This window comes from Stenotrophomonas sp. 2694 (assembly GCF_040548715.1).
In the GTDB taxonomy this organism is placed as follows: Bacteria; Pseudomonadota; Gammaproteobacteria; order Xanthomonadales; family Xanthomonadaceae; genus Stenotrophomonas; species Stenotrophomonas indicatrix.
This window is the reverse complement of record NZ_JBEPSG010000015.1, coordinates 1-20,508: the sequence shown is the minus strand read 5'-3', so window position 1 is coordinate 20,508 and position 20,508 is coordinate 1. Positions and strand designations below refer to the sequence as shown.

Annotated in this window: 14 protein-coding genes and 1 tRNA gene; 1 reads left to right on the top strand and 14 read right to left on the bottom strand. The window is 66.7% G+C overall.

The features are described from left to right. The first annotated feature begins 11 nt into the window (after positions 1–11). Positions 12–2,684, top strand: coding sequence for a pyruvate dehydrogenase (acetyl-transferring), homodimeric type (gene aceE / locus ABIA73_RS15795; RefSeq protein ID WP_354276004.1), 2,673 nt, complete (start codon positions 12–14; stop codon positions 2,682–2,684). A 57-nt stretch (positions 2,685–2,741) separates the two neighbouring features. Here aceE and ABIA73_RS15790 read toward each other — a convergent pair whose 3' ends face one another. From ABIA73_RS15790 to folP, 14 genes are all read right to left on the bottom strand, one after another. Continuing rightward, positions 2,742–3,224, bottom strand: a complete 483-nt coding sequence (locus ABIA73_RS15790) for a hypothetical protein (RefSeq protein WP_032976518.1) — start codon at positions 3,222–3,224, stop codon at positions 2,742–2,744. 170 nt (positions 3,225–3,394) lie between these two features. Further along, on the bottom strand, positions 3,395–8,125 hold the full coding sequence (locus ABIA73_RS15785) for an ATP-dependent helicase (RefSeq protein ID WP_354276003.1): 4,731 nt from the start codon (positions 8,123–8,125) through the stop codon (positions 3,395–3,397). Between the two features lie 288 nt (positions 8,126–8,413). After that, positions 8,414–8,506 (bottom strand) — tRNA-Ser (locus ABIA73_RS15780). Between the two features lie 78 nt (positions 8,507–8,584). Continuing rightward, complete coding sequence (gene csrA, locus ABIA73_RS15775; protein WP_025878924.1) at positions 8,585–8,788, bottom strand: carbon storage regulator CsrA; 204 nt, start codon at positions 8,786–8,788, stop codon at positions 8,585–8,587. A 148-nt stretch (positions 8,789–8,936) separates the two neighbouring features. After that, positions 8,937–11,585 (bottom strand): alanine--tRNA ligase, encoded by a 2,649-nt coding sequence (gene alaS / locus ABIA73_RS15770; RefSeq protein ID WP_025878923.1) that lies wholly within the window; start codon positions 11,583–11,585, stop codon positions 8,937–8,939. A gap of 105 nt (positions 11,586–11,690) precedes the next feature. Next, on the bottom strand, positions 11,691–12,182 hold the full coding sequence (gene recX / locus ABIA73_RS15765; RefSeq protein WP_025878922.1) for a recombination regulator RecX: 492 nt from the start codon (positions 12,180–12,182) through the stop codon (positions 11,691–11,693). A gap of 110 nt (positions 12,183–12,292) precedes the next feature. After that, entirely contained in the window at positions 12,293–13,330 is a 1,038-nt protein-coding gene (gene recA / locus ABIA73_RS15760; RefSeq protein WP_025878921.1) for a recombinase RecA, read from the bottom strand. A gap of 201 nt (positions 13,331–13,531) precedes the next feature. After that, on the bottom strand, positions 13,532–14,167 hold the full coding sequence (gene lexA, locus ABIA73_RS15755) for a transcriptional repressor LexA (RefSeq protein WP_025878920.1): 636 nt from the start codon (positions 14,165–14,167) through the stop codon (positions 13,532–13,534). A 211-nt stretch (positions 14,168–14,378) separates the two neighbouring features. Continuing rightward, positions 14,379–16,061: a 2-polyprenylphenol 6-hydroxylase gene (gene ubiB / locus ABIA73_RS15750; protein WP_025878919.1), complete on the bottom strand. Its 1,683-nt coding sequence runs from the start codon at positions 16,059–16,061 to the stop codon at positions 14,379–14,381. A 35-nt stretch (positions 16,062–16,096) separates the two neighbouring features. Continuing rightward, a complete protein-coding gene (locus tag ABIA73_RS15745) occupies positions 16,097–16,591 on the bottom strand; it encodes a CinA family protein (protein ID WP_025878918.1) in 495 nt (164 codons plus the stop codon). 96 nt (positions 16,592–16,687) lie between these two features. Further along, positions 16,688–17,998, bottom strand: a complete 1,311-nt coding sequence (gene hflX, locus ABIA73_RS15740; protein ID WP_025878917.1) for a ribosome rescue GTPase HflX — start codon at positions 17,996–17,998, stop codon at positions 16,688–16,690. Between the two features lie 14 nt (positions 17,999–18,012). Beyond that, the gene (gene hfq / locus ABIA73_RS15735) at positions 18,013–18,288 is read right to left on the bottom strand and encodes an RNA chaperone Hfq (protein ID WP_025878916.1); all 276 of its coding nucleotides are present in this window, start codon (positions 18,286–18,288) and stop codon (positions 18,013–18,015) included. A 94-nt stretch (positions 18,289–18,382) separates the two neighbouring features. Next, positions 18,383–19,336, bottom strand: a complete 954-nt coding sequence (gene miaA / locus ABIA73_RS15730; RefSeq protein WP_032976514.1) for a tRNA (adenosine(37)-N6)-dimethylallyltransferase MiaA — start codon at positions 19,334–19,336, stop codon at positions 18,383–18,385. Next, positions 19,336–20,232, bottom strand: coding sequence for a dihydropteroate synthase (gene folP, locus ABIA73_RS15725; RefSeq protein ID WP_088101360.1), 897 nt, complete (start codon positions 20,230–20,232; stop codon positions 19,336–19,338). The genes miaA and folP overlap by 1 nt, the downstream gene beginning before the upstream one ends. Between the last annotated feature and the right edge of the window lie 276 nt (positions 20,233–20,508).

The following is a 20,508-nucleotide window of genomic DNA, read 5'->3' as shown; positions in this document are numbered from 1 at the left end:
GGAGACGCAGCATGAACCAGGCACATTTCCCTCTCGACGCCGATCCGCAGGAAACCCGCGAATGGCGCGAGTCCCTGCAGGCGGTGATCGAGGCCGGCGGCCGCCCCCGCGCGCACTATCTGCTGGACCAGCTCGATGCACTCGATGTGCAGCAGCATGGCGACCTGCACACCCGCGCGTGGACCGCCTACACCAACACCATCCCGCTCGAACGCCAGCCCGCGTACCCGGGTGATCTGGCCATCGAGCGGCGGTTGAACGCGATGATCCGCTGGAACGCCATGGTGATGGTGCTGCGTGCCGGCAGGCATTCCAATGTCGGCGGCCACATCGCCACCTACCAATCCGCAGCAGTCATGTATGACGTGGGCTTCGATCACTTCTTCCGTGGACGGACCGAAACCTTCGACGGCGACATGATCTACATCCAGGGTCATTCGGCCCCGGGCATCTACGGCCGGGCGTACGTGGAAGGCCGCATCAGTGTCGAGCAGATGGACAACTTCCGCCGCGAAGCCGGACGCGAGGGCCTGTCCTCGTATCCGCACCCGCGGCTGATGCCCGGGTTCTGGCAGTTTCCCACTGTGTCGATGGGCCTGGGCCCGCTGACGGCGGCCTATCAGGCCCGCTACATGCGCTACCTGGAATACCGGGGGCTGAAGCAGCACCAGGGCCGCAAGGTCTGGGCCTTCCTTGGTGACGGCGAAATGGACCAGCCCGAATCGCTGGCGGCCATTTCGCTGGCCGGGCGCGAGCGCCTGGACAACCTGGTGTTCGTGGTCAACTGCAACCTGCAACGTCTGGACGGACCGGTGCGTGGCAACGCCAAGGTGATCCAGGAACTGGAAGGCACCTTCCGCGCCGCCGGCTGGAACGTGATCAAGGTGATCTGGGGCAGCGGTTGGGACGAGCTGCTGGCACGCGATCACAGCGGGCTGCTGCGCCAGCGCATGATGGAGTGCGTGGATGGTGACTATCAGACCTTCAAGTCGCAGAGCGGCGCCTACGTGCGCGAGCACTTCTTCGGGCGCTACCCGGAACTGCTGGCGCTGGTGGCGGACATGAGCGACGACGAGATCTGGGCACTGGCACGCGGCGGCCACGATCCGCAGAAGGTATTCGCCGCCTACCAGCAGGCGGTGAACACCAGCGGTCGCCCGAGCGTGGTGCTGGCCAAGACGGTGAAGGGCTTCGGCATGGGCGAGGCCGGCGAAGGCCAGAACATCAACCACCAGCTGAAGAAGATGAGCGCCGACGCGGTGCGTGCGTTCCGTGACCGCTTCGACCTGCCGGTCAGCGACGGGCAGCTGGAAGAGATGCCCTACCTGCGCCCGCAACCGGGCAGCGCCGAGGCGCTCTACTTCGCGCAGCGTCGCCAGGCGCAGGGCGGCCAGCTGCCGGCACGGCTGACCCAGGTCGATCCGTTGCCGCTGCCGCCGCTGTCCACGTTCAACGTGCAGTTGCAGGGCAGCGGTGATCGTGGCCAATCCACCACCATGGGCTTCGTACGCATCCTCACCACCCTGCTCAAGGATCCCGAACTGGGCAGGCTGGTGATCCCGATCGTGCCCGATGAATCGCGTACCTTCGGCATGGAAGGGCTGTTCCGCCAGATCGGCATCCATTCCTTCCTGGGCCAGCTGTACACCCCGCAGGACGCCGGCCAGCTGAGCTATTACAAGGAGTCCAAGGACGGCCAGATCCTGCAGGAAGGCATCAACGAATCCGGCGCTATCTGTTCGTGGATCGCAGCGGGCACCGCGTACAGCAACCACGGCCTGGCCACGATTCCGTTCTACATCTTCTATTCGATGTTCGGCCTGCAGCGCGTCGGTGACCTGGCCTGGGCAGCGGCCGACGCGCGCACCCGTGGCTTCCTGCTTGGCGCCACCTCCGGCCGCACTACCCTGATGGGCGAAGGCCTGCAGCACGACGATGGCCACAGCCACGTGCTGTCCTCGGTGATTCCAAGCTGCGTGTCCTACGACCCGACCTACAACTTCGAACTGGCAGTGATCATCCACGACGGCCTGCGCCGCATGTATGTGGACCAGGAAGACATCTACTACTACATCACCCTGCTCAACGAGAACTACCCGCACCCTGCACTGCCTGACGGCGCCGAAGCCGGCATCCTGAAGGGGCTCTATCTGCTGCGTCCCGCCGCTGCCGACAGCACGGCACAGCCTCGCGTGCAGCTGATGGGCAGTGGCTCGATCCTGCGCGAGGTGCTGGCCGCCGCCGATCTGCTGCAGCAGGATTTCGCCATCGCAAGCGATGTCTGGAGTGCCACCAGCCTGACCGAACTGCGCCGTGATGGCCTGGCTGCCGAGCGCTGGAACCTGCTGCATCCGGCCGACGAGCCGCGCGTTCCCTACGTGCAGCAGTGCCTGCAGGACCATGCCGGCCCGGTGGTGGTGGCGACCGACTACATGAAGATCGTCGGCGACCAGATCCGCCCCTTCATCAACGACCGGCGCTTCATCGCACTCGGCACCGATGGCTTTGGCCGCTCGGATACTCGCGAATCGCTGCGCACATTCTTCGAAGTCGATCGTCACTTCATCGTACTGGCGGCACTGAAGGCCCTGGCCGATGACGGGCATGTGGAACGGGGCCTGCTGCAGCAGGCGATCGACCGGTACGGCATCGACACCGGCAAGCGCGATCCCGCCGCAGCATGACAGAACAGCAACGGCACCCGCAGAGCACGCTTCTGTGGGTGCCGCTGCATCACATCACTACGGCAACCGCTTGAACAGGTTGGTCTGCAGGATCGGCGTGCCGTCATGGCCGAAGAAGGCCTTGGTCTCGGTCATCGTTGAACGATCGGCGGCCACCGTGTACACGCGGGTGGACGCCGGCGCGCCATGATCGACCAGCTGCATCACCAGCGTGTTCGGCGCTGGCAGTTTCAGCGTTGCCTGGTTGGCGCCGTAGCTGCCGGTCAGCGCCGCAGGCGTGCCATCCAGCGCCAGCGTACCGTCGGATTTCATGGTCTTGCCGTCATGCAGGACGATATCCACGTGCGAGCTCCACCTGCCCGCACCGGCATCCTTGAATTCCAGCACGACCTGTTGCGGCCGCTGCGCCTCAGGAAGAGCGGAAGTGGCGATCTCCAGCGACCAGCGGCCGAGCAGGGGCGAACGCATAGCGTCGGCCGCCTGCGCCGTCGATGCCTGCAGCGAAAGAAGGGACAGCAGCACAGCAGAAAACAGCTTCATGTGAGTCTCCTGTCGAGTGAAGAACCGTCTGCGCAACGTGCACGATGGCCACACTACCCGGACTCTGCAGCCACCGGGGCAGGCGCGTAACGAACTGCATCACAGTCCGGCAGTCCGATCCGGGGCCAGGCCCCACGGGGTGAGCATTCATCGAGGTGATTCCACCGCGCTCAGCCGTTCCATCCCAGCCCGCGCGGCTCGTTGCTGAAGCCTGCGGCCCGCAGCGCGTCCACCAGCGCGCCGCGATGCACCGGCACATCATTGATCCGTTCCAGGGTGAAGGACAGGCGCCGCCCCCGGCGCAATGCCACCGCCAGGGCCTGTGCAGCGGCAACCAGAGTGTTGGCCGCATCCTCTGCCCCGCCCTCGATCCAGCTGGACAGTTGCCGCCCGCCCTGCGCCAGGTACAGCAGCAACCGGCCGTTGCCGATCACCACCATCGCACCGGAACGCCGCAGCGGACGTGCACCGGCCACCGGCTGCGGCCACGGCAGCAGGCTGCCGAAGGGATTGGCCGGATCCAGCGCTGACAGCGCGACGACCGACAGCTCACGCGGCACACGCTCGGACAGCTCGCGCAGATGGTCGATGGTGCCGCGCTCTGCAAACTGTGCTCCGCCCAGCCCCGCCACGAAGCGGCCACGCAGGACCTGCCCGGCATCTTCCATGCCTCGATAGACAGGCTGCAGTGCAGGGAACCCACCGGTTACCGCTTCGGTCATTGCCGCCGCCCGGGTCACCACCCGGTAGCGATCAAGCAGGCTTTCGCCCAGCGCCAGCGCCCGCACCGTGTCGTTGCTGCGCTCGCGGGGCAGCAACGACCATCGCCCCGCCAGGGTCGGCCCGCTGGCAATGGCCGGGTCCAGCGCCGTGGCCCGCGCGTCCAGCGTCGGCATGAAGCGGAAACCCCGCTTGCGCCGCGAGGCCGACGCAACGCGCGCCCGCTGCTGGCGCACACCGGCCAGGGCCCGCAACGGCGACCACAGGTCGCTGCTCACTTCGCCCCTCCAGGCCAGCTGCCATAGCGCCAGCTGGAAGTCCTCGGCCGCCGCCGCACTGCCGGCCAGGCGTGACTGCACCTGCGTGGCCAGCTGCCGCGCGAAGTAGGCGCCGCCATCGGCCAGGACCTGCACGATGGCGTCCTGCATCGGTGTACGCAGCGCCGGATCCGCTTCCGGCAGCAGCGGCAACGTTTCAGCGGCATGGTCCTGCAGGTGCAGCGATACCAGGCCGTCGTCGTCACCCAGCCGCCCGTGCCCGGCCCACAGCACCATGCCGGTCGCCAGCAGCTCATCAAGCAGGGCCGGTGCGTAGTCGCGCACCCGGGCCGGCAGGACCTGGTGTTCCCACACCGAAACCGGCAGCGGCAACCCCGCCAGCTGCTCGACCACACGGGCAACGCCGTCGCTGCCCTCAAGCATGGCCGCAACGGCACCATTGCGGGCACGCCCGGCGCCGCCTTCCAGCAACACCCCCTGCCCCTCCAGCAGCAGGCGCACATAGGCTGCCGGTGGCACCGGCCGGGTGGCTTCACGTGCGGCCTGCAGCGAACGCAGGCGCAGACGCTGCAACACATCTTCGCTGACCCATTCGTGCACTACGTCCGGCGACGGATGCACCCGCTCATTTCCCTGCTGTCGCCGCGCTGCGCCGAAATTGCCACGCAGCACCCGCCCCTGCTCCTGCAGCCGTTCCAGCGCGCCGTCGACCACCGCCACACCCAGCCCGAACCGCTTGGCCAGCGCGCTGCTGGTGAAGGGCGCATGCGTACGTGCGTGGCGGGCCAGCAGATCGCCGAGGGGATCGGGCATGCCTGCAAGAAACACCTCGGGCAGCCCGCCCGGCAGCGCCGTACCCAACGCATCGCGCACACGTGCGGCGTCCTCCACGGCGACCCACTGCGTGTGGCCGGCAATTGAAGCCGGGATGGCGCGCTGCTGCGCCTGCAGCGCTGCCAGGTGCACTTCCACGCATTCCGGATCGGACAGGCGCAGCGCCAGGTCCGATGCAGGCAACGGTCCCAGCTCGCGCAGCAGGTCGGACACGCCTTCCATGCCATGGGCCCTGCGCGCAGGTTCCAGCCGCTGCAGTTCACATTCAACCTGATCGACCACCCCCGCATCCAGCAGTTCGCCCAGGTCTACCTGGCCCAGCAGCTCGGCGAGCAGGCCACTGTCCAGTGACAGCACCGAGGCGCGGCGCTCGGCCAGCGGCACGTCCGCCTCGTACATGAACTCGGCGACATAGCCGAACAGCAGATTGGCCGCGAACGGCGAAGGCACCTCGGTCGCGACGTCCAGCAACTGCACCTGGCCGCGTTGAACGCGTTGCATCAGCGCGTCCAGCGCATCCAGGTCGTAGACATCCTGCAGGCACTCGCGGGCGGTCTCGATCAGGATCGGGAACTCCGCATGGGCCTGCGCGATTTCCAGCAACTGGCCGGCGCGCAGGCGCTGCTGCCACAGCGGCGATCGACGCCCCGGCGTGCGACGCGGCAACAGCAGTGCGCGCGAGGCACACTCGCGGAAGCGCGCCGCGAACAGTGCCGAATGACCGACCGCCGCGGTGATCGTACGGCGCAACCGCTCCGGTTCGAACACGAACATGTCCGCCCCCGGAACGCGCCCGGTACTGTCGGGAATCCGCGCGATGATGCCATCGTCGCTGGCGACCACGGCCGGGTCGATGCCCCAGCGTTCGCGCAATCGTGCTGCCACCGCCAATGCCCACGGATCATGCACGCGGCGGCCATACGGCGAATGCAGCATCACCCGCCAGTCGCCCAGCTCGTCGCGGCAGCGTTCCACCACCAGGCGCAGATCGGTGGGCAGCACGCCCGTGGCCTGCCGCTGCTCGGCGACCAGACCGAGCATGTTGCTGATCGCGTTGGCGTCCAGGCCACTGGCCTGCAGGCGTGCGTGCAGCGCCTTCGCCGGGGTGTCACTGCTGTCGATGTGCGCCTCCAACGCGGCGAGAAACGCGCCGATGGCCTGTCCCAGTTCGGCAGGGCGGCCCACACCTTCGCCACGCCAGAACGGCAGGCGCGCCGAACGTCCGGGTGCAGGCGTCACCACCACCTGATCGTGGGTGATCTGGTCGATCCGCCATGAGGTCGCGCCCAGCGTGATCACATCATTCACCCGCGACTCGTGGACCATCTCCTCGTCCAGCTCACCGACGCGGCGCGATCCGGCCCGCTCTTCTCCTTCAGGCAGCACCACGCTGTACATGCCACGGTCGGGAATGGTGCCGCCGCTGGTAACTGCCAGTTGCTTCGCACCAGGGCGAGGGCTGAGCTCACCGCTCTGCCGGTTCCATACCAGCCGCGGCCGGAAGCCGGCGAAATCCTCGGACGGATAGCGGCCGGAAAGCATGTCCAGCACCGCGTCGAAGGCACTGCGCGGGAGTGAGCGGTACGGTGCGGCACGGCGTACCCGCGCATACCAGGCATCGGCCTGCCACGGCTCCATCGCCACCGCCGCCACCGTCTGCTGGGCCAGCACATCAAGCGGGTTGCGCGGCGGAGCGATGGCCTCGATGCGTCCGGCCAGCATGCTGTCCACCACCACAGCGGCATCGATCAGGTCGCGCCGCGTACGCGGATACACCAGACCGCGGGACATGCCACCCACCTGGTGGCCGGCGCGACCAACGCGCTGCAGGGCGCTGGCCACCGACGGCGGCGCGGCCACCTGTATCACCAGGTCAACCAGCCCCATGTCGATCCCCAGCTCCAGGCTGGACGTGGCCACCACGCAGCGCAGTGCACCCGATTTCAGCGCCTGCTCGATCTCGCCGCGCTGCTCCTTGGAGACCGATCCGTGATGCGCGCGTGCAATCAGTGCCGGCGCAGCGGAGACCCGGTTGACCGTACTGCCGGTGAAAGAGCCATAGGCCAACCCGCTACCCGAATCGCCACGGATTGCGCCGTCTTCGCCACTGCGTCCGGCGTGCAGCTCGTTCAGGCGTGCGGTCAGCTTTTCGGCTACGCCACGCGAATTGGCAAAGACAATCGTCGAGCGATGGCGCAGCACGTTGTCGAGAATGCTTGCCTCCACGTGCGGCCAGATCGAGCCGATCCGCGCGCCGCCGTCGCGCTCCCCGGGCGTGCCCTGCGTAGCCAGGCTGGACATGTCTTCCACCGGCACAACGATGCGCATCTGAAGCTGCCGCGCCGAGCCGGGTTGGACCACGCTCACCGGGCGGTCGCCGCCCAGGAACGCCGCCACCTCGTCGACCGGCCGCACCGTTGCCGACAGGCCGATGCGCTGCGCCGGTTCGTGCAGCAGCGCATCCAGCCGTTCCAGGCTCAGCGAAAGATGCGAACCGCGTTTGCCACCGGCCACTGCATGGATTTCATCGAGGATGACGGTCTGCACATCGCGCAGGATCTCGCGTGCCTGCGAGGTCAGCATCAGGTACAGCGACTCGGGCGTAGTGATCAGGATGTCCGGCGGCCGCCGCACCAGGCCTGCACGTTCACTGCTGGAGGTATCGCCGGTACGCAATGCGACGGTCAGCTGCACCGCCGGCTCGCCGCGTCGGGCGCGCTCGTCGGTGATGCCCTGCAGCGGCACCTGCAGGTTGCGCTGCACGTCGCTGCCCAGCGCCTTGATCGGCGACAGGTAAAGCACGCGGGTTCGCCGCACCGGCTTGGCCAACGGCGCTGCGCGCGCTTGCCGATCACGCTCGGCGAACAGCTGGTCGATGGCATGCAGGAATGCGGCAAGTGTCTTGCCCGATCCGGTTGGCGCGATGACCAGGGTATGTTGCCCGGCACCGATCGACGACCAGGCCTGATCCTGCACCGGCGTGGAGGCGTCGAACGCGGCACGGAACCAGGCCTGCGTCGCGGGATGGAAGCGCTGCAGCGGGTCCTGCGGGGAATCAGGCGGCGTCATGGTGCGTCGATCATACCCAGCTGCGGGCCGTTGGCCGGGCCTTGGCTGGCGCTGGCTGCATCAGGCAGCTGATCCGGGGTCGACAACAAAGGCCCGGAGCGTAGCCATCCTGCCGTCACGGAAACGCCAGACGTCGCTGCAGGAAGGTAGCCTTCTTCGCACTGGTCATCGCGTGCTCCGCTCGGCGGTCATGGTGCGAACCTGGCACCGCGATCGTGGGCCGCAGGTCAACGTGACGCACAAAGAAAACGCCCGCAGATCGAGGATCTGCGGGCGTTCTTTTGCATCTGGCGGAGCGAGAGGGATTCGAACCCTCGATAGAGCTTTTGACCCTATACTCCCTTAGCAGGGGAGCCCCTTCAGCCGCTCGGGCATCGCTCCGGGGTTTTCTCCGCGTCTGGTGCGTTGCACCTCAGCGGGGCGTGAATCATAACGTTAATCACGCGCGAAGGTAAAGCCTTATTCCGCAGAATTTTCACCACCGGTGCTGCCGGCTTCGTCACCACGCTGGATGCGCTGGTAGATCTCTTCGCGATGCACAGCGACGTCCTTCGGCGCAGTGATGCCGATACGCACCTGGTTACCCTTGACGCCAAGCACGGTGACGCTCACCGAGTCACCGATCATCAGGGTTTCGCCGACGCGGCGAGTCAGGATCAACATTTTTTTAAGTCTCCATGGAACCGTGTGGAAGGGTATCCCCCACCGGCTTGACGCTCCGTCAAGAAGCGCGCCCACGACAAAGGGAAAAGATTCGCAATGGTACCGTCAGCCGTCCCGCTCCTACAAGGAGGGGGACGGCAGGGATTCATCACAGGCGGGGGCTGACCCATTCGACGACCGCAGCCAGCGCGGTAGCAAGGGCGGGCCCGTCCTCGCCACCACCCTGGGCGAGGTCCGGGCGTCCGCCGCCCTTGCCCCCGATCTGACCGGCGATATGGGACAACAGTTCCCCGGCCTTGACCTTGCCCATTGCACTGCCGTTCACGCCCGCAACCAGGGCCGCCTTGCCGTCCTGGGCACCGGCCAGCACGATCACCGCGTCGCCCAGCTGCTGCTTCAGGCGGTCCATGGCATCGCGTAGGGCTTTGGCGTCGAAGCCTTCCAGGCGGACAGCCAGAACCTTCACACCGGCGACCTCGACGGCCTGGCCGGACAGGTCGGCGGTGGCGCCGGCGGCTACCTTGGCCTTCACGGCCTCCAGCTCGCGCTCCAGCTGCTTCTGGCGCAGGCCCAGCGCACGGATCTTTTCGACCACGTCGGCAGCACTGCCACCCAGCAGCTCGGCGGCCTCGGCCAGACGGGCCTCCTCGGCATCCACGTAGTCCAGCGCGCCCTGGCCGGTGACGGCCTCGATACGACGCACACCGGCCGAGACACCGCCTTCGGAGGTGATCTTGAACAGACCGATGTCACCGGTCCGGTTGACGTGGGTGCCACCACACAGCTCGGTGGAGTAGTCGCCCATCTTCAGCACGCGCACGTTCTCGCCGTACTTCTCGCCGAACAGGGCCATCGCGCCGAAGTCCAGCGCTTCCTGCATGCCCATGTTGTGCACTTCGGCGGCGTTGTTGGCGCGCACCTGCTGGTTGACCTTGCGCTCGATGATCGCCAGTTCCTCGGCGCTGATCGGCTGGAAATGCGAGAAGTCGAAGCGCAGGCGGTCCGGCGCCACCAGCGAGCCCTTCTGCTGCACGTGGGTGCCAAGCACTTCGCGCAGGGCAGCATGCAGCAGGTGGGTCGCCGAGTGGTTGAGGATGGTGGCGCCACGGCGCTCGCCATCGACCTGGCCGGACAGCACGTCACCGATCTTCAGGCTGCCCTGGGTGATCTTGCCGACGTGGCCATGGAACTGGCCCGCGAACTTCTGGGTATCGCTCACCTGCAGCTGTACGCCGGCAGCGGACAAGGTGCCGGTGTCGCCGACCTGGCCGCCGGACTCGGCGTAGAACGGGGTCTGGTTGGTCAGCACGATGACCTCGTCACCGGCCTGGGCAGCTTCCACCGGGCGGCCATCCTTGAGGATCGCGACCACGCCGAGGCCGTCGGCCTGCAGGCGGTCATAGCCCAGGAAGACAGTCGGCTTGAGCGTGGCGACCAGATCGGCCGACAGCGTCACGCCACCGCCGAACTTGCCGGCGGCACGCGCGGTCTCGCGCTGCGTCTCCATCGCGGCGTTGAAGCCGTCAATGTCCACGGTCAGGTCACGCTCGCGGGCGATGTCCTGGGTCAGGTCGAGCGGGAAGCCGTAGGTGTCGTACAGGCGGAACGCGTCCACGCCCGGGATCACGCCATTGCTGACCTTGGCCGCAACGTCGTCGAAGATCTTCATGCCCGAGTCCAGCGTCTCGGCGAAACGCTCTTCTTCTGCCTGCAGGGCACGCACCACGGTATCGGCCTGTGCCGGCAGTTCCGGGTAGGCCTCGCCCATCTGCTCGACCAGGGTCGGCACCAGCTTGCTGAAGAACGGCTGGCGCACGCCCAGCATCCAGCCGTGTCGCAGTGCGCGGCGGATGATCCGGCGCAGTACGTAGCCGCGGCCTTCGTTGGACGGCAGCACGCCATCGACGATCAGGAACGAACAGGCGCGGATGTGGTCGGCGATCACGCGCAGCGACTTGTTTTCCAGATCAGCGGTGCCGGTCAGCTCCGATGCCTTGCGGATCAGCGCCTGGAACAGGTCGATCTCGTAGTTGGTATGCACGTGCTGCAGGATCGCGGCCAGGCGTTCCAGGCCCATGCCGGTGTCCACGCACGGTGCCGGCAGCGGCATCAACGTGCCGTCCTGCTGGCGATCGAACTGCATGAAGACCAGGTTCCAGATCTCGATGAAACGGTCACCGTCCTCGTCCGGCGAGCCCGGCGGGCCACCGGCGATATGGTCGCCGTGATCGTAGAAGATCTCGGTGCACGGACCGCAGGGACCGGTATCGGCCATCTGCCAGAAGTTGTCCGAGGCGAACGGCGCGCCCTTGTTGTCGCCGATGCGGACGATCCGGTCTTCCGGAATGCCGATCATGTCGCGCCACAGTGCGTAGGCCTCGTCGTCGGTCTGGTAGACCGTCACCAGCAGGCGCTCGGCCGGCAGCTTCCAGACCTGGGTCAACAGCTCCCAGGCCCAGGCGATCGCATCCTTCTTGAAGTAATCGCCGAAGGACCAGTTGCCCAGCATTTCGAAGAAGGTGTGATGGCGGGCGGTGTAGCCCACCTGGTCGAGATCGTTGTGCTTGCCACCGGCACGCAGGCAGCGCTGGACGTCGGCCGCGCGCACGTAGCTGCGCTTTTCCGCGCCCAGGAACACGTCCTTGAACTGCACCATGCCGGAGTTGGTGAACAGCAGGGTCGGATCGTTGCCCGGCACCAGCGGCGCCGACGGCACGATGGTGTGGCCTTTGCCCTTGAAGAATTCAAGGAAGTCGCTGCGGATCTGGGATGTCGTGAATTTGGCGGATGCGTTCATGGGGGCTGGCAGTCTGCGGGCCGGGGCCCGTGCCGCCGGCCGCAGTGGCCAGGGTCGAACGGACCGCCGAAACCCCAAAGGGTATCAGGCCCGGCGCCATCAGTCTCAGTCGTCCGGATCGTAGCGGGTCGCGCGGCGGATGCTGTCGCCATCGAAGCCCCGGCGGGCCAGCAGATCGGCGGCCTTGCGGCGCTGCGCGAGGTCCTGCGGACCGGCCTCACCAAAGCGGCGACGGACCAGATCCCGGGCATTCTCCGTCCAGTCGCCCTCGAAGGTATCCATCGCAGCAGTGATCTGCTCGCTGTCCAGCCCGTGGGTTCCCAGCTCGGCACGTACATGGATGGGGCCATAACCCGTATTGGCGCGCATGCGCACCAGATTCTCGGCAAACCGGGTGTCGTCCTGCCAACCTGCCTCGGTCAGCTTGTCGACCGCCGCCTGCGCAGCCTCGTCCTCGATGCCCCGGGACGTCAGCTTGCGGGTCAGCTCCTTGCGCGAGTGCTCACGACGGACCAGCAGGCCCAAGGCGCGCTGGACAGGCGTCTGTTCGCGTACGCGGCGCTTACGGCCGGGTGCCGGGGCGTCGGAATCGTTCATTCTCGCCTTCAATCAAATGCGCCGTCCCTGGCGCGTCCCCCGTCGGGGAAACCGAATCTGCAGGACAGGGCGACGTCACTGACGGCGCCGCCCTGCCCCACAGCAAGCCTTTACTCGTCGTCGCCTTCGTCTTCGCCTTCCTCACGGACGGCTTCGGTCGGCTGGAACTTCTCGCGCAGCTCAGCCTCAAGCTTGGCGGCAACCTGCGGGTTGTCGCGCAGATAGCCACGGGCGTTGTCCTTGCCCTGGCCGATGCGCTCTTCCCCGTAGCTGTACCAGGCACCGGCCTTCTCGACCAGCTTGGCTTCGACACCCATATCGATCAGCTCGCCTTCGCGGCTGATGCCTTCGCCGTACAGGATCTCGGTGATGACCTGCTTGAACGGGGGCGCCAGCTTGTTCTTGACGACCTTGATCTTGGTCTGGTTGCCGATGATCTCGTCGCCCTTCTTGATCGCGCCGATACGGCGGATGTCCAGGCGCACCGAGGCATAGAACTTCAGCGCGTTGCCGCCGGTGGTCACTTCCGGGCTCTGGCCCGGCATCATCACGCCGATCTTCATGCGCAGCTGGTTGATGAACACCACCAAGGTGTTCGAGCGCTTGATGTTGCCGGTCAGCTTGCGCAGCGCCTGGCTCATCAGACGCGCCTGCAGACCCGGCAACTGGTCGCCCATCTCACCTTCGATTTCAGCCTTGGGGGTCAACGCGGCGACCGAGTCGACCACCAGGATGTCCACCGAACCGGAGCGCACCAGCATGTCGGCGATTTCAAGCGCCTGCTCACCGGTATCCGGCTGCGACAGCAGCAGATCGTCGACATTGACGCCCAGCTTGCCTGCGTAGATCGGGTCCAGCGCGTGCTCGGCATCGATGAAGGCGGCGGTGCCACCCAGCTTCTGGCACTCGGCGATGGCCTGCAGGGTCAACGTGGTCTTGCCGGAGGATTCCGGACCGTAGATTTCCACCACGCGGCCCTTGGGCAGGCCACCAATGCCCAATGCGATATCCAGCATCAGAGAACCGGTCGGGATCGCCTCGACGGGCTCGACCACGCGGTCGCCCATGCGCATCACCGAACCCTTGCCGAACTGCTTTTCGATCTGGCCCAGAGCTGCAGCGAGGGCGCGCTTCTTGTTCTCGTCCATCGGATTGGTCCTTGCAGAGGTCACGTCGTTGGAGGTGCTGTCTTTGGAAGTCTTCTTGGCCATGGGTTCACTTTAAGGCTGGCGTATCGCACAGGCTGAGATTCTGCCCGGCGTTCGGAAAAAAATTATCGGACATCCGTACCAACCTCAGCAGAACCAGAGAATCGCCACAAAAGACCGCGGGAATTGCAGGATGAATCGTCAACGGTTCGGTCGCAGCAGCCCGCAGTACAGGCCCTCGATCGAGAAATCCTGGTCCGGAAGCACGTCAATCGGCTTGTAATCGGGATTGCGCGGCAGCAGGCGGATGCGATCCTTGGCGATCTTCAGCAGCTTGACGGTGATCTCGTCATCGATGCGGGCCACCACGATCTGCCCGGAATGGGCATCGCGGGTCCGGTGCACACCGATCAGGTCGCCATCGAAGATGCCTTCGTCGATCATCGAATCGCCCTGCACTTTCAGCAGGTAGTCCGGTGCCGGCGAGAAGAACACCCGGTCCAGCACCACGAAATCATCCGAGCCGATGTCGGCGCCGATCGGCAGACCCGCAGCAACCCGACCCAGGATCGGCAGACGCAGGACGCTGTCGGGCAGGCCCGGCTCGGCCAGCTTCTCCACCGGCGGTGCCTGCACCAGACGGATGCCGCGGGCCTGGCCCGGCACGCGACGGATCGCCCCGGCCTGCTCCAGCGCCTCCAGGTGATACTGCGCTGCGCGTACGCCCTTGAAGCCGAAGGCACGCGCGATTTCAGTCTGCGAAGGGGGTGCGCCTTCGCTCTCGATACGCTCGGCGATCAACTGCAGGATCGCCTGCTGGGTGTCGGTCAGGTCCATGGTTAGTAGTATTACTACTAACACCCAGGACTGCAAGTGCCGAGGGCGATTCCGGCAGGAGCGAAAGCCGCCGGGCATGGCCCGGCGCTACCGGGAATGCGGCGTGGCTGGTTGGGGGCGGCAAAGGCAGAAGCAGCCGACCCGCGGTCGGCGCTACAGGAATCGCTGCGCGATGCCACGGTTCCCGGCGGGAACCACCGCGGTAATCACACTACGTGTGCTTGCCGCTTCTCCAGATCGAGAACAGGATCCAGACCCCGCAGAACCCTGCGCCGATGAAACCACACACGCCCAACGCCAGCAGCCAACGGCTGGAAACGCCTCCTACGCTGTGCATCACGATCGAGGAGCCGATGATCAAGGCTGCCGTGACGATCCCCATCACCAGCCGGTTCGCGGCGCGGTTGACCTGGTCGCCGAAGCCCTGCAGCGCGTTGGTCTCGACCTTCAGCTGCAGCCGGCCACGGCGCGCCGCCTGGACCAGCTTGCGCAGGTCCCGCGGCAAATCACCGGCGAAGTCGATCATGCCGAGCAGGCTGCGTCGGCCACGCTTGAACAGCGCCCGCGGCGCATAGCGCTGCAGTACCACCCGCTCCAGGAACGGGCGCGCGGCGCTGGCCATGTCGAAATCCGGGTCGAGCTGGCGGCCCATGCCCTCCAGCGTCAGGAAGGCCTTGATCATCAGCGCCAAGTCTGCCGGCAGGGTCAGGTTGTAGCTGCGCAGCAACTGGGTGATGTCGCCCAGCATCTGGCCGATGCGCAGGTCCTTCAGCGGCACGCCGCGGTACTGGTCGACGAACAGGCTGATGTCGTGCTGCAACCGGTTCTCGTCCACTTCCACGCCACCGGCCCAGTCCAGCAACACATCGGCCACGCCCTGCGGATCCTGTTCGACCAGACCATGCAGCAGCTGCGCGACCTGGAAGCGACGCACCTCCGACAACGCGCCGACCATGCCGAAATCGATCACGCCGATGCGGCCGTCGCGCAGGTAGATGATGTTGCCCGGGTGCGGATCGGCATGGAAACTGCCGTCCTCCAGCACCATCTTCAATACGATGTCGGCGCCACGCCGGGCCAGTTCACGGCGGTCGATGCCGGCCGCATCGACACCGGCCAGATCACGTCCGGCAATGCCGTCGACGAAATCCTGGACATTCAGGCTTTCGCAGGTCCATTGCCAGTGCACCGCCGGAATCAGGATGTCGTCACGGCCCTCGAAGTTGCGCGCGATGCGCTCGGCGTTGCGGCACTCCGCGGCAAAATCCAGCTCGCGGCGCAGCGACACGGTGAACTGCTGCACCACCTCGGCGGGCCGGTAGCGGCGCAGATCCGGCAGCCGTGCCTCAACGATCTCGGCCAGCCGTGCCAGCAGGCGCAGATCGGCTTCAACCACGTCACGGATACCAGGGCGACGCACCTTCAGCACCACTTCGCGGCCATCACGCAACCGCGCCCGATGGGCCTGGGCCAACGAAGCTGCGGCCATCGGGGTTTCATCAAGGAAGGCAAACACCTGCGACGGAGACGCACCGAGGTCGGCCTCGAGCTGTTCGCGGATCTTCTCGTAGGGCAATGCCGGGACGGCGTTCTGCAACTCGGAGAGTTCGGCGATCCAGTCCGGCGGCAGCAGGTCGACGCGGGTGGCGAGCACCTGGCCCAGCTTCACGAACGTCGGCCCGAGATCCTGCAGGGCGCTGCGCACGCGTACCGGCGCGGTCATCCGCAGCATTTCCTGCCGCTCCTCGTTCCAGTGCAGCAGGCGGCCGGCACGTTCCAGTACCGTGGCCAGGCCGATGCGCCGCACGACGTCGCCGAAGCCGTAGCGGATCAGGACGGCGGCAATTTCCTGCAGCCGGCCAAGGTCACGGACGGTGCCCAGCGTCTCCCACATCGTTGCCTACTCCGGTTGATTGCCGGAGCAGCATGTCACAGCTGGGCGTCGATGCCGTGCAATGCCGCCGCTACGGTCTGTCGGCGGATGGCTTCACGGTCACCATCGAACTGGAACAGTTCGGCCCGGGCATAGCCACCACGGCGCTTCCAGCCGATCCAGACACTGCCGACCGGCTTGTCCGGGCTGCCACCGCCCGGCCCTGCGATACCGGTCACCGCCACCGCGATGCCGGCACCGGAATTGACCAGTGCCCCGGAGACCATCTCCAGCACGGCTTCGCGGCTGACCGCACCGAACTGCTCCAGCGTCTGCGCGCGCACGCCGAGCAGGCGCTGCTTGGCTTCGTAGCTGTAGACCACCATGCCGCAGTCGAAGAACGCCGAGGAACCGGCGATGTCGGTCATGCACTTGGCGATCCAGCCGCCGCTGCAGCTTTCAGCAGTCACCAGCTGCAGCGAAGCCTGTTGCAGGCGCTGGCCCAGCGCAGCGGCCTGGGCATTGAGTTCGGCGTCGGTCGGGAAGGCCATCGGGGTAGCTGAAAAGTGAAGAACCTGCACGTTGTACCGCAGATGGCAGGGTGGTGTCGCGGCCGCAGGACATGCCGGCCAACGGCCGGCACTGCCTCACCATTCGGGCAGCTTCTCCGGCAGCAGGGCCCGGATCGGCTCGCCATCGGCGCTGGCCGCCAGCTTCTCGGCCTCGGCGATGGGAAGATCGACCTGCAACAGCCAGCCTTCTTCATCAGCCTCTTCACTGCGCACCACTTCCAATTGGTGCAGGCGAGCGCGAAGGCGGCCGGCACTGGGTGGCAGGCGCAACTCGCCGGTGACGTGCTGCAGACCCAACCGCTTGCCGAGTACGGCCTGCAACAGCTCGATGCCCTGCCCGTCGCGTGCGGAAATCCACACCCGCTCACGCCGCGATTCATCCGGCACGCCGTCCTGGCCGTCGTGGCGCACGTCGGCACCCTCGATGCGGTCGATCTTGTTGAACACCAGCAACTGCGGAAGGTCGCCGGCACCGACGGCGGTCAGCACTTCGTCGACCTGGGCGATGCGCTCCTCGCGGTGCGGATCGGCGGCATCGACAAGGTGCAGCAGGAAATCCGCTTCCCGCGCTTCAGACAGGGTCGAACGGAAGGCCGCCACCAGGTCATGCGGCAGGTCGCGTACGAAACCAACCGTATCGGCCAGCACGACGTTGCCACCGGGCACGGCGATCCGGCGTACGGTCGGATCCAGGGTGGCGAACAACTGGTCGGCCGCATAGGCCTCGGCGCCGGTCATCGCATTGAACAAGGTTGATTTGCCGGCATTGGTGTAGCCCACCAGGGCCACGCGCGGCAGTTCGCTGCGCACACGCGCACGACGCATCTGGGTGCGCTGTACTTCGACTTTTTCCAGCCGCTTCTGCAGCTGTTCAACCCGCTTCTGCAGCAGGCGACGATCGGTTTCCAGCTGGGTTTCACCCGGGCCGCGCAGGCCGATCGAACCACCACGCTGGCGCTCCAGATGGGTCCAGCCGCGCACCAGCCGTGTCGACATATGCCGCAGCTGGGCCAGCTCGACCTGCAGTTTGCCTTCATGGCTGCGCGCACGCTGGGCAAAGATGTCCAGGATCAGGCCGGTACGGTCGATCACGCGGCGCTCGAGGAAACGCTCCAGATTGCGCTCCTGGCCCGGGCTCAACGCGTGGTTGACCAGGATCAGGTCTGCGCCGGTGGCTTCGGCGGCGGCCTTGATCTCATCCAGCTTGCCGCTGCCGATCAGGGTCGACGGGTTGGGGCGATCCAGCCGCGCGGTGATGGTCACCGCGATGCTGGCCCCGGCCGAGCGCGCCAGATCACCGAATTCTTCCAGCACATCGTCTTCCAGCTTGCCGAAATGCGGCTGGATCAACAGGGCGTGTTCGCCCTTTTTCGAGCGGTCAAACATTCACCGCTCCAACATCATTCGTCTGCTTCATCACCCGCCTGACCATCCTCACCTGATTGCACGTACCCACCACCCGGGCCGACCTTGACGTTGCGCGCCGGCACCACGGTGGAAATGGCGTGCTTGTAGACCATCTGGCTGACGGTGTTGCGCAGCAGGACGACGAACTGATCGAACGATTCGATCGTGCCCTGCAGCTTGATGCCGTTGACCAGGTACACCGAAACCGGCACGCGCTCGCGCCGCAGTGCATTCAAGAAAGGATCCTGCAGCGATTGCCCCTTGGACATTGCACACTCCTGATTATTGTTCTTATTGGTAGCCGGCGGTTGCCGCGGCCCCGAGCCGCTTGCCGGCCCATGATGGTACACGGCCAGCGTCGGTTCAGCGTGCAACGAAGGTCGACACCGCGCCTGCGAGGCGCTCCCCATCCATATGGGGGTCGAACCAGCGCGCATCAAGCTCGCCGCGCAGCCAGGTAAGCTGGCGCTTGGCCAGTTGCCGGGTGGCAAAAATGGACTTGTCCCGGAAGCGGGCCGCGTCCCCGTCCCCGTCCAGGTACTCCCAGGCCTGGCGATACCCCACCGCGCGGACGGCGGGCAGGTCCAGCGGTGCGGCCACCGCCCGCATTTCCGGCAATGCACGCAGGGCGCGCACTTCGTCGAGGAAGCCCTGCGCGAGCATGGCGTCGAAGCGGGCCTCGATGCGCTGGTGCAGGACGGCGCGGTCGCGCGGCGCCAGAATCAGCTTCAACGTGCGCACCGGCAACGGGGCCACCCCGGGGCGGCGCTGCCATTCACTGATCGGCGTGCCGGTCAGCCGGTAGACCTCCAGCGCCCGCTGGATGCGTTGCGGGTCGGTGGCATGGATGCGTGCTGCGGCGGCGGGGTCAACGGCGGCCAGTTCGGCGTGCAGCGCTGCCCAGCCTCGCTCGGCGGCCTCGGCGCTCAGCACGGCACGCATCGCCGGGTCGGCCTCCGGCATCGGCGACAGACCCTGCAACAGCGCGCGGAAGTACAGGCCCGTGCCGCCGGCCAGGATCGGAGTCTTGCCACGGGCGACGATGTCGGCCACCACTCGGGCGGCGTCGGCGGCGAACTCGGCGGCGGAATAAGTCTGCCAGGGATCGCGCAGGTCCAGCAGGTGGTGCGGTGCCTGCGCGCGCTCGGCCGCATCCGGCTTGGCCGACCCGATATCCAGTCCGCGATAGACCAGCGCCGAATCAACGCTGACGATTTCACCGTCCAGCTGCTGCGCCAGCGCGATCGCGGTGGCGGTCTTGCCGCTGGCGGTCGGCCCCATCACGGCGATCGCCAGCGGCCGCTGATCCACTGCCATCAGTCTTCGTCCGGCCAGCGGAGGGTCGGCTTGGCGTCCACCCGCACGGCAGGTACCGCCTCGACCGCCTGCCAGACCTTCAATGCATCGACCGTCGCTGCCACATCGTGCACGCGCACGATACGGGCGCCGCGCTGCACGGCGATCAGGTGTGCGGCCACCGACGCAGCGACACGCTCTGCCGGCGACTGACGACCGGTCAGCTCGCCCAGGCTGCGCTTGCGCGACAGCCCGGCCAGCATCGGCACGCCCAGTTCAAGGAAACGCTCCGAGCGGGCCAGCAGCGTCATGTTGTGGGCCGTGGTCTTGCCGAAGCCGAAGCCGAGGTCGATCACCAGATTCTTCTTGGCGATGCCGGCCATCTCCGCGGCGAACAGCCGCTGCACCAGGAAGCCATGGACCTCGGCGACCACATCGTCGTACTGCGGGTCGGCCTGCATGTGACCCGGTTCGCCCTGCATGTGCATCAGCACCACCGGCACGCCTGCGTCCGCCGCCGCGTGCAGCGCACCGTCCTGGCGCAGGCCGAAGATGTCGTTGATCATCCCGGCGCCTGCAGCAACCGCGGCACGCATCACCTCCGGCTTGAAGGTATCGATGCTGATCGGCACCGTCGTGCGCGCTGCCAGCTGCTCGATGACCGGCATGACACGACGCAGTTCCTCGTCGATCGACACCGGCGCCGCGCCCGGACGGGTCGATTCGCCGCCGATGTCGAGCAGGTCGGCGCCCTCCTCCACCAGCTTCAGGCCATGCGCGACCGCCGCCTCGGTGGTGTCATGGGCACCACCATCGGAGAACGAATCCGGGGTGACGTTGACGATACCCATGACCCGGGCACGGTCCAGGCGCAGGATGCGGCCGGCGCAATCGAGCTGGGGCGAGATGTCGAACATGGCAGATCCTGCGGGCAACGAAGGTTAGTTTAAGGCGGCGGGGCTGCGCCCTGCACCCGCAGAGGCGGTAGTGCCGGCCGCTGGCCGGCAAGCTCAACAACAGCAACAGCGGCAACAGCGGGCTATCCGTGGGATGGCGGGACGGTGTCGGATTGCGGGGACGCCGCAAGTACGTCCGTGTAGCAACTGTGTGCTGGAGGAGCGCCAGCCCTTCCGGTAAACGGGCACGGTAGTGCCGGCCGCTGGCCGGCAGCCTCAGGAGCAACGCCCTCTGGT

Coding starts and splice junctions, on each gene's coding strand:
- aceE (WP_354276004.1), top strand. CDS start 12: ATGAACCAGGCACATTTCCCTCTCGACGCCGATCCGCAGGAAACCCGC.
- ABIA73_RS15790 (WP_032976518.1), bottom strand. CDS start 3,224: ATGAAGCTGTTTTCTGCTGTGCTGCTGTCCCTTCTTTCGCTGCAGGCA.
- ABIA73_RS15785 (WP_354276003.1), bottom strand. CDS start 8,125: ATGACGCCGCCTGATTCCCCGCAGGACCCGCTGCAGCGCTTCCATCCC.
- csrA (WP_025878924.1), bottom strand. CDS start 8,788: ATGTTGATCCTGACTCGCCGCGTCGGCGAAACCCTGATGATCGGTGAC.
- alaS (WP_025878923.1), bottom strand. CDS start 11,585: ATGAACGCATCCGCCAAATTCACGACATCCCAGATCCGCAGCGACTTC.
- recX (WP_025878922.1), bottom strand. CDS start 12,182: ATGAACGATTCCGACGCCCCGGCACCCGGCCGTAAGCGCCGCGTACGC.
- recA (WP_025878921.1), bottom strand. CDS start 13,330: ATGGACGAGAACAAGAAGCGCGCCCTCGCTGCAGCTCTGGGCCAGATC.
- lexA (WP_025878920.1), bottom strand. CDS start 14,167: ATGGACCTGACCGACACCCAGCAGGCGATCCTGCAGTTGATCGCCGAG.
- ubiB (WP_025878919.1), bottom strand. CDS start 16,061: ATGTGGGAGACGCTGGGCACCGTCCGTGACCTTGGCCGGCTGCAGGAA.
- ABIA73_RS15745 (WP_025878918.1), bottom strand. CDS start 16,591: ATGGCCTTCCCGACCGACGCCGAACTCAATGCCCAGGCCGCTGCGCTG.
- hflX (WP_025878917.1), bottom strand. CDS start 17,998: ATGTTTGACCGCTCGAAAAAGGGCGAACACGCCCTGTTGATCCAGCCG.
- hfq (WP_025878916.1), bottom strand. CDS start 18,288: ATGTCCAAGGGGCAATCGCTGCAGGATCCTTTCTTGAATGCACTGCGG.
- miaA (WP_032976514.1), bottom strand. CDS start 19,336: ATGGCAGTGGATCAGCGGCCGCTGGCGATCGCCGTGATGGGGCCGACC.
- folP (WP_088101360.1), bottom strand. CDS start 20,232: ATGTTCGACATCTCGCCCCAGCTCGATTGCGCCGGCCGCATCCTGCGC.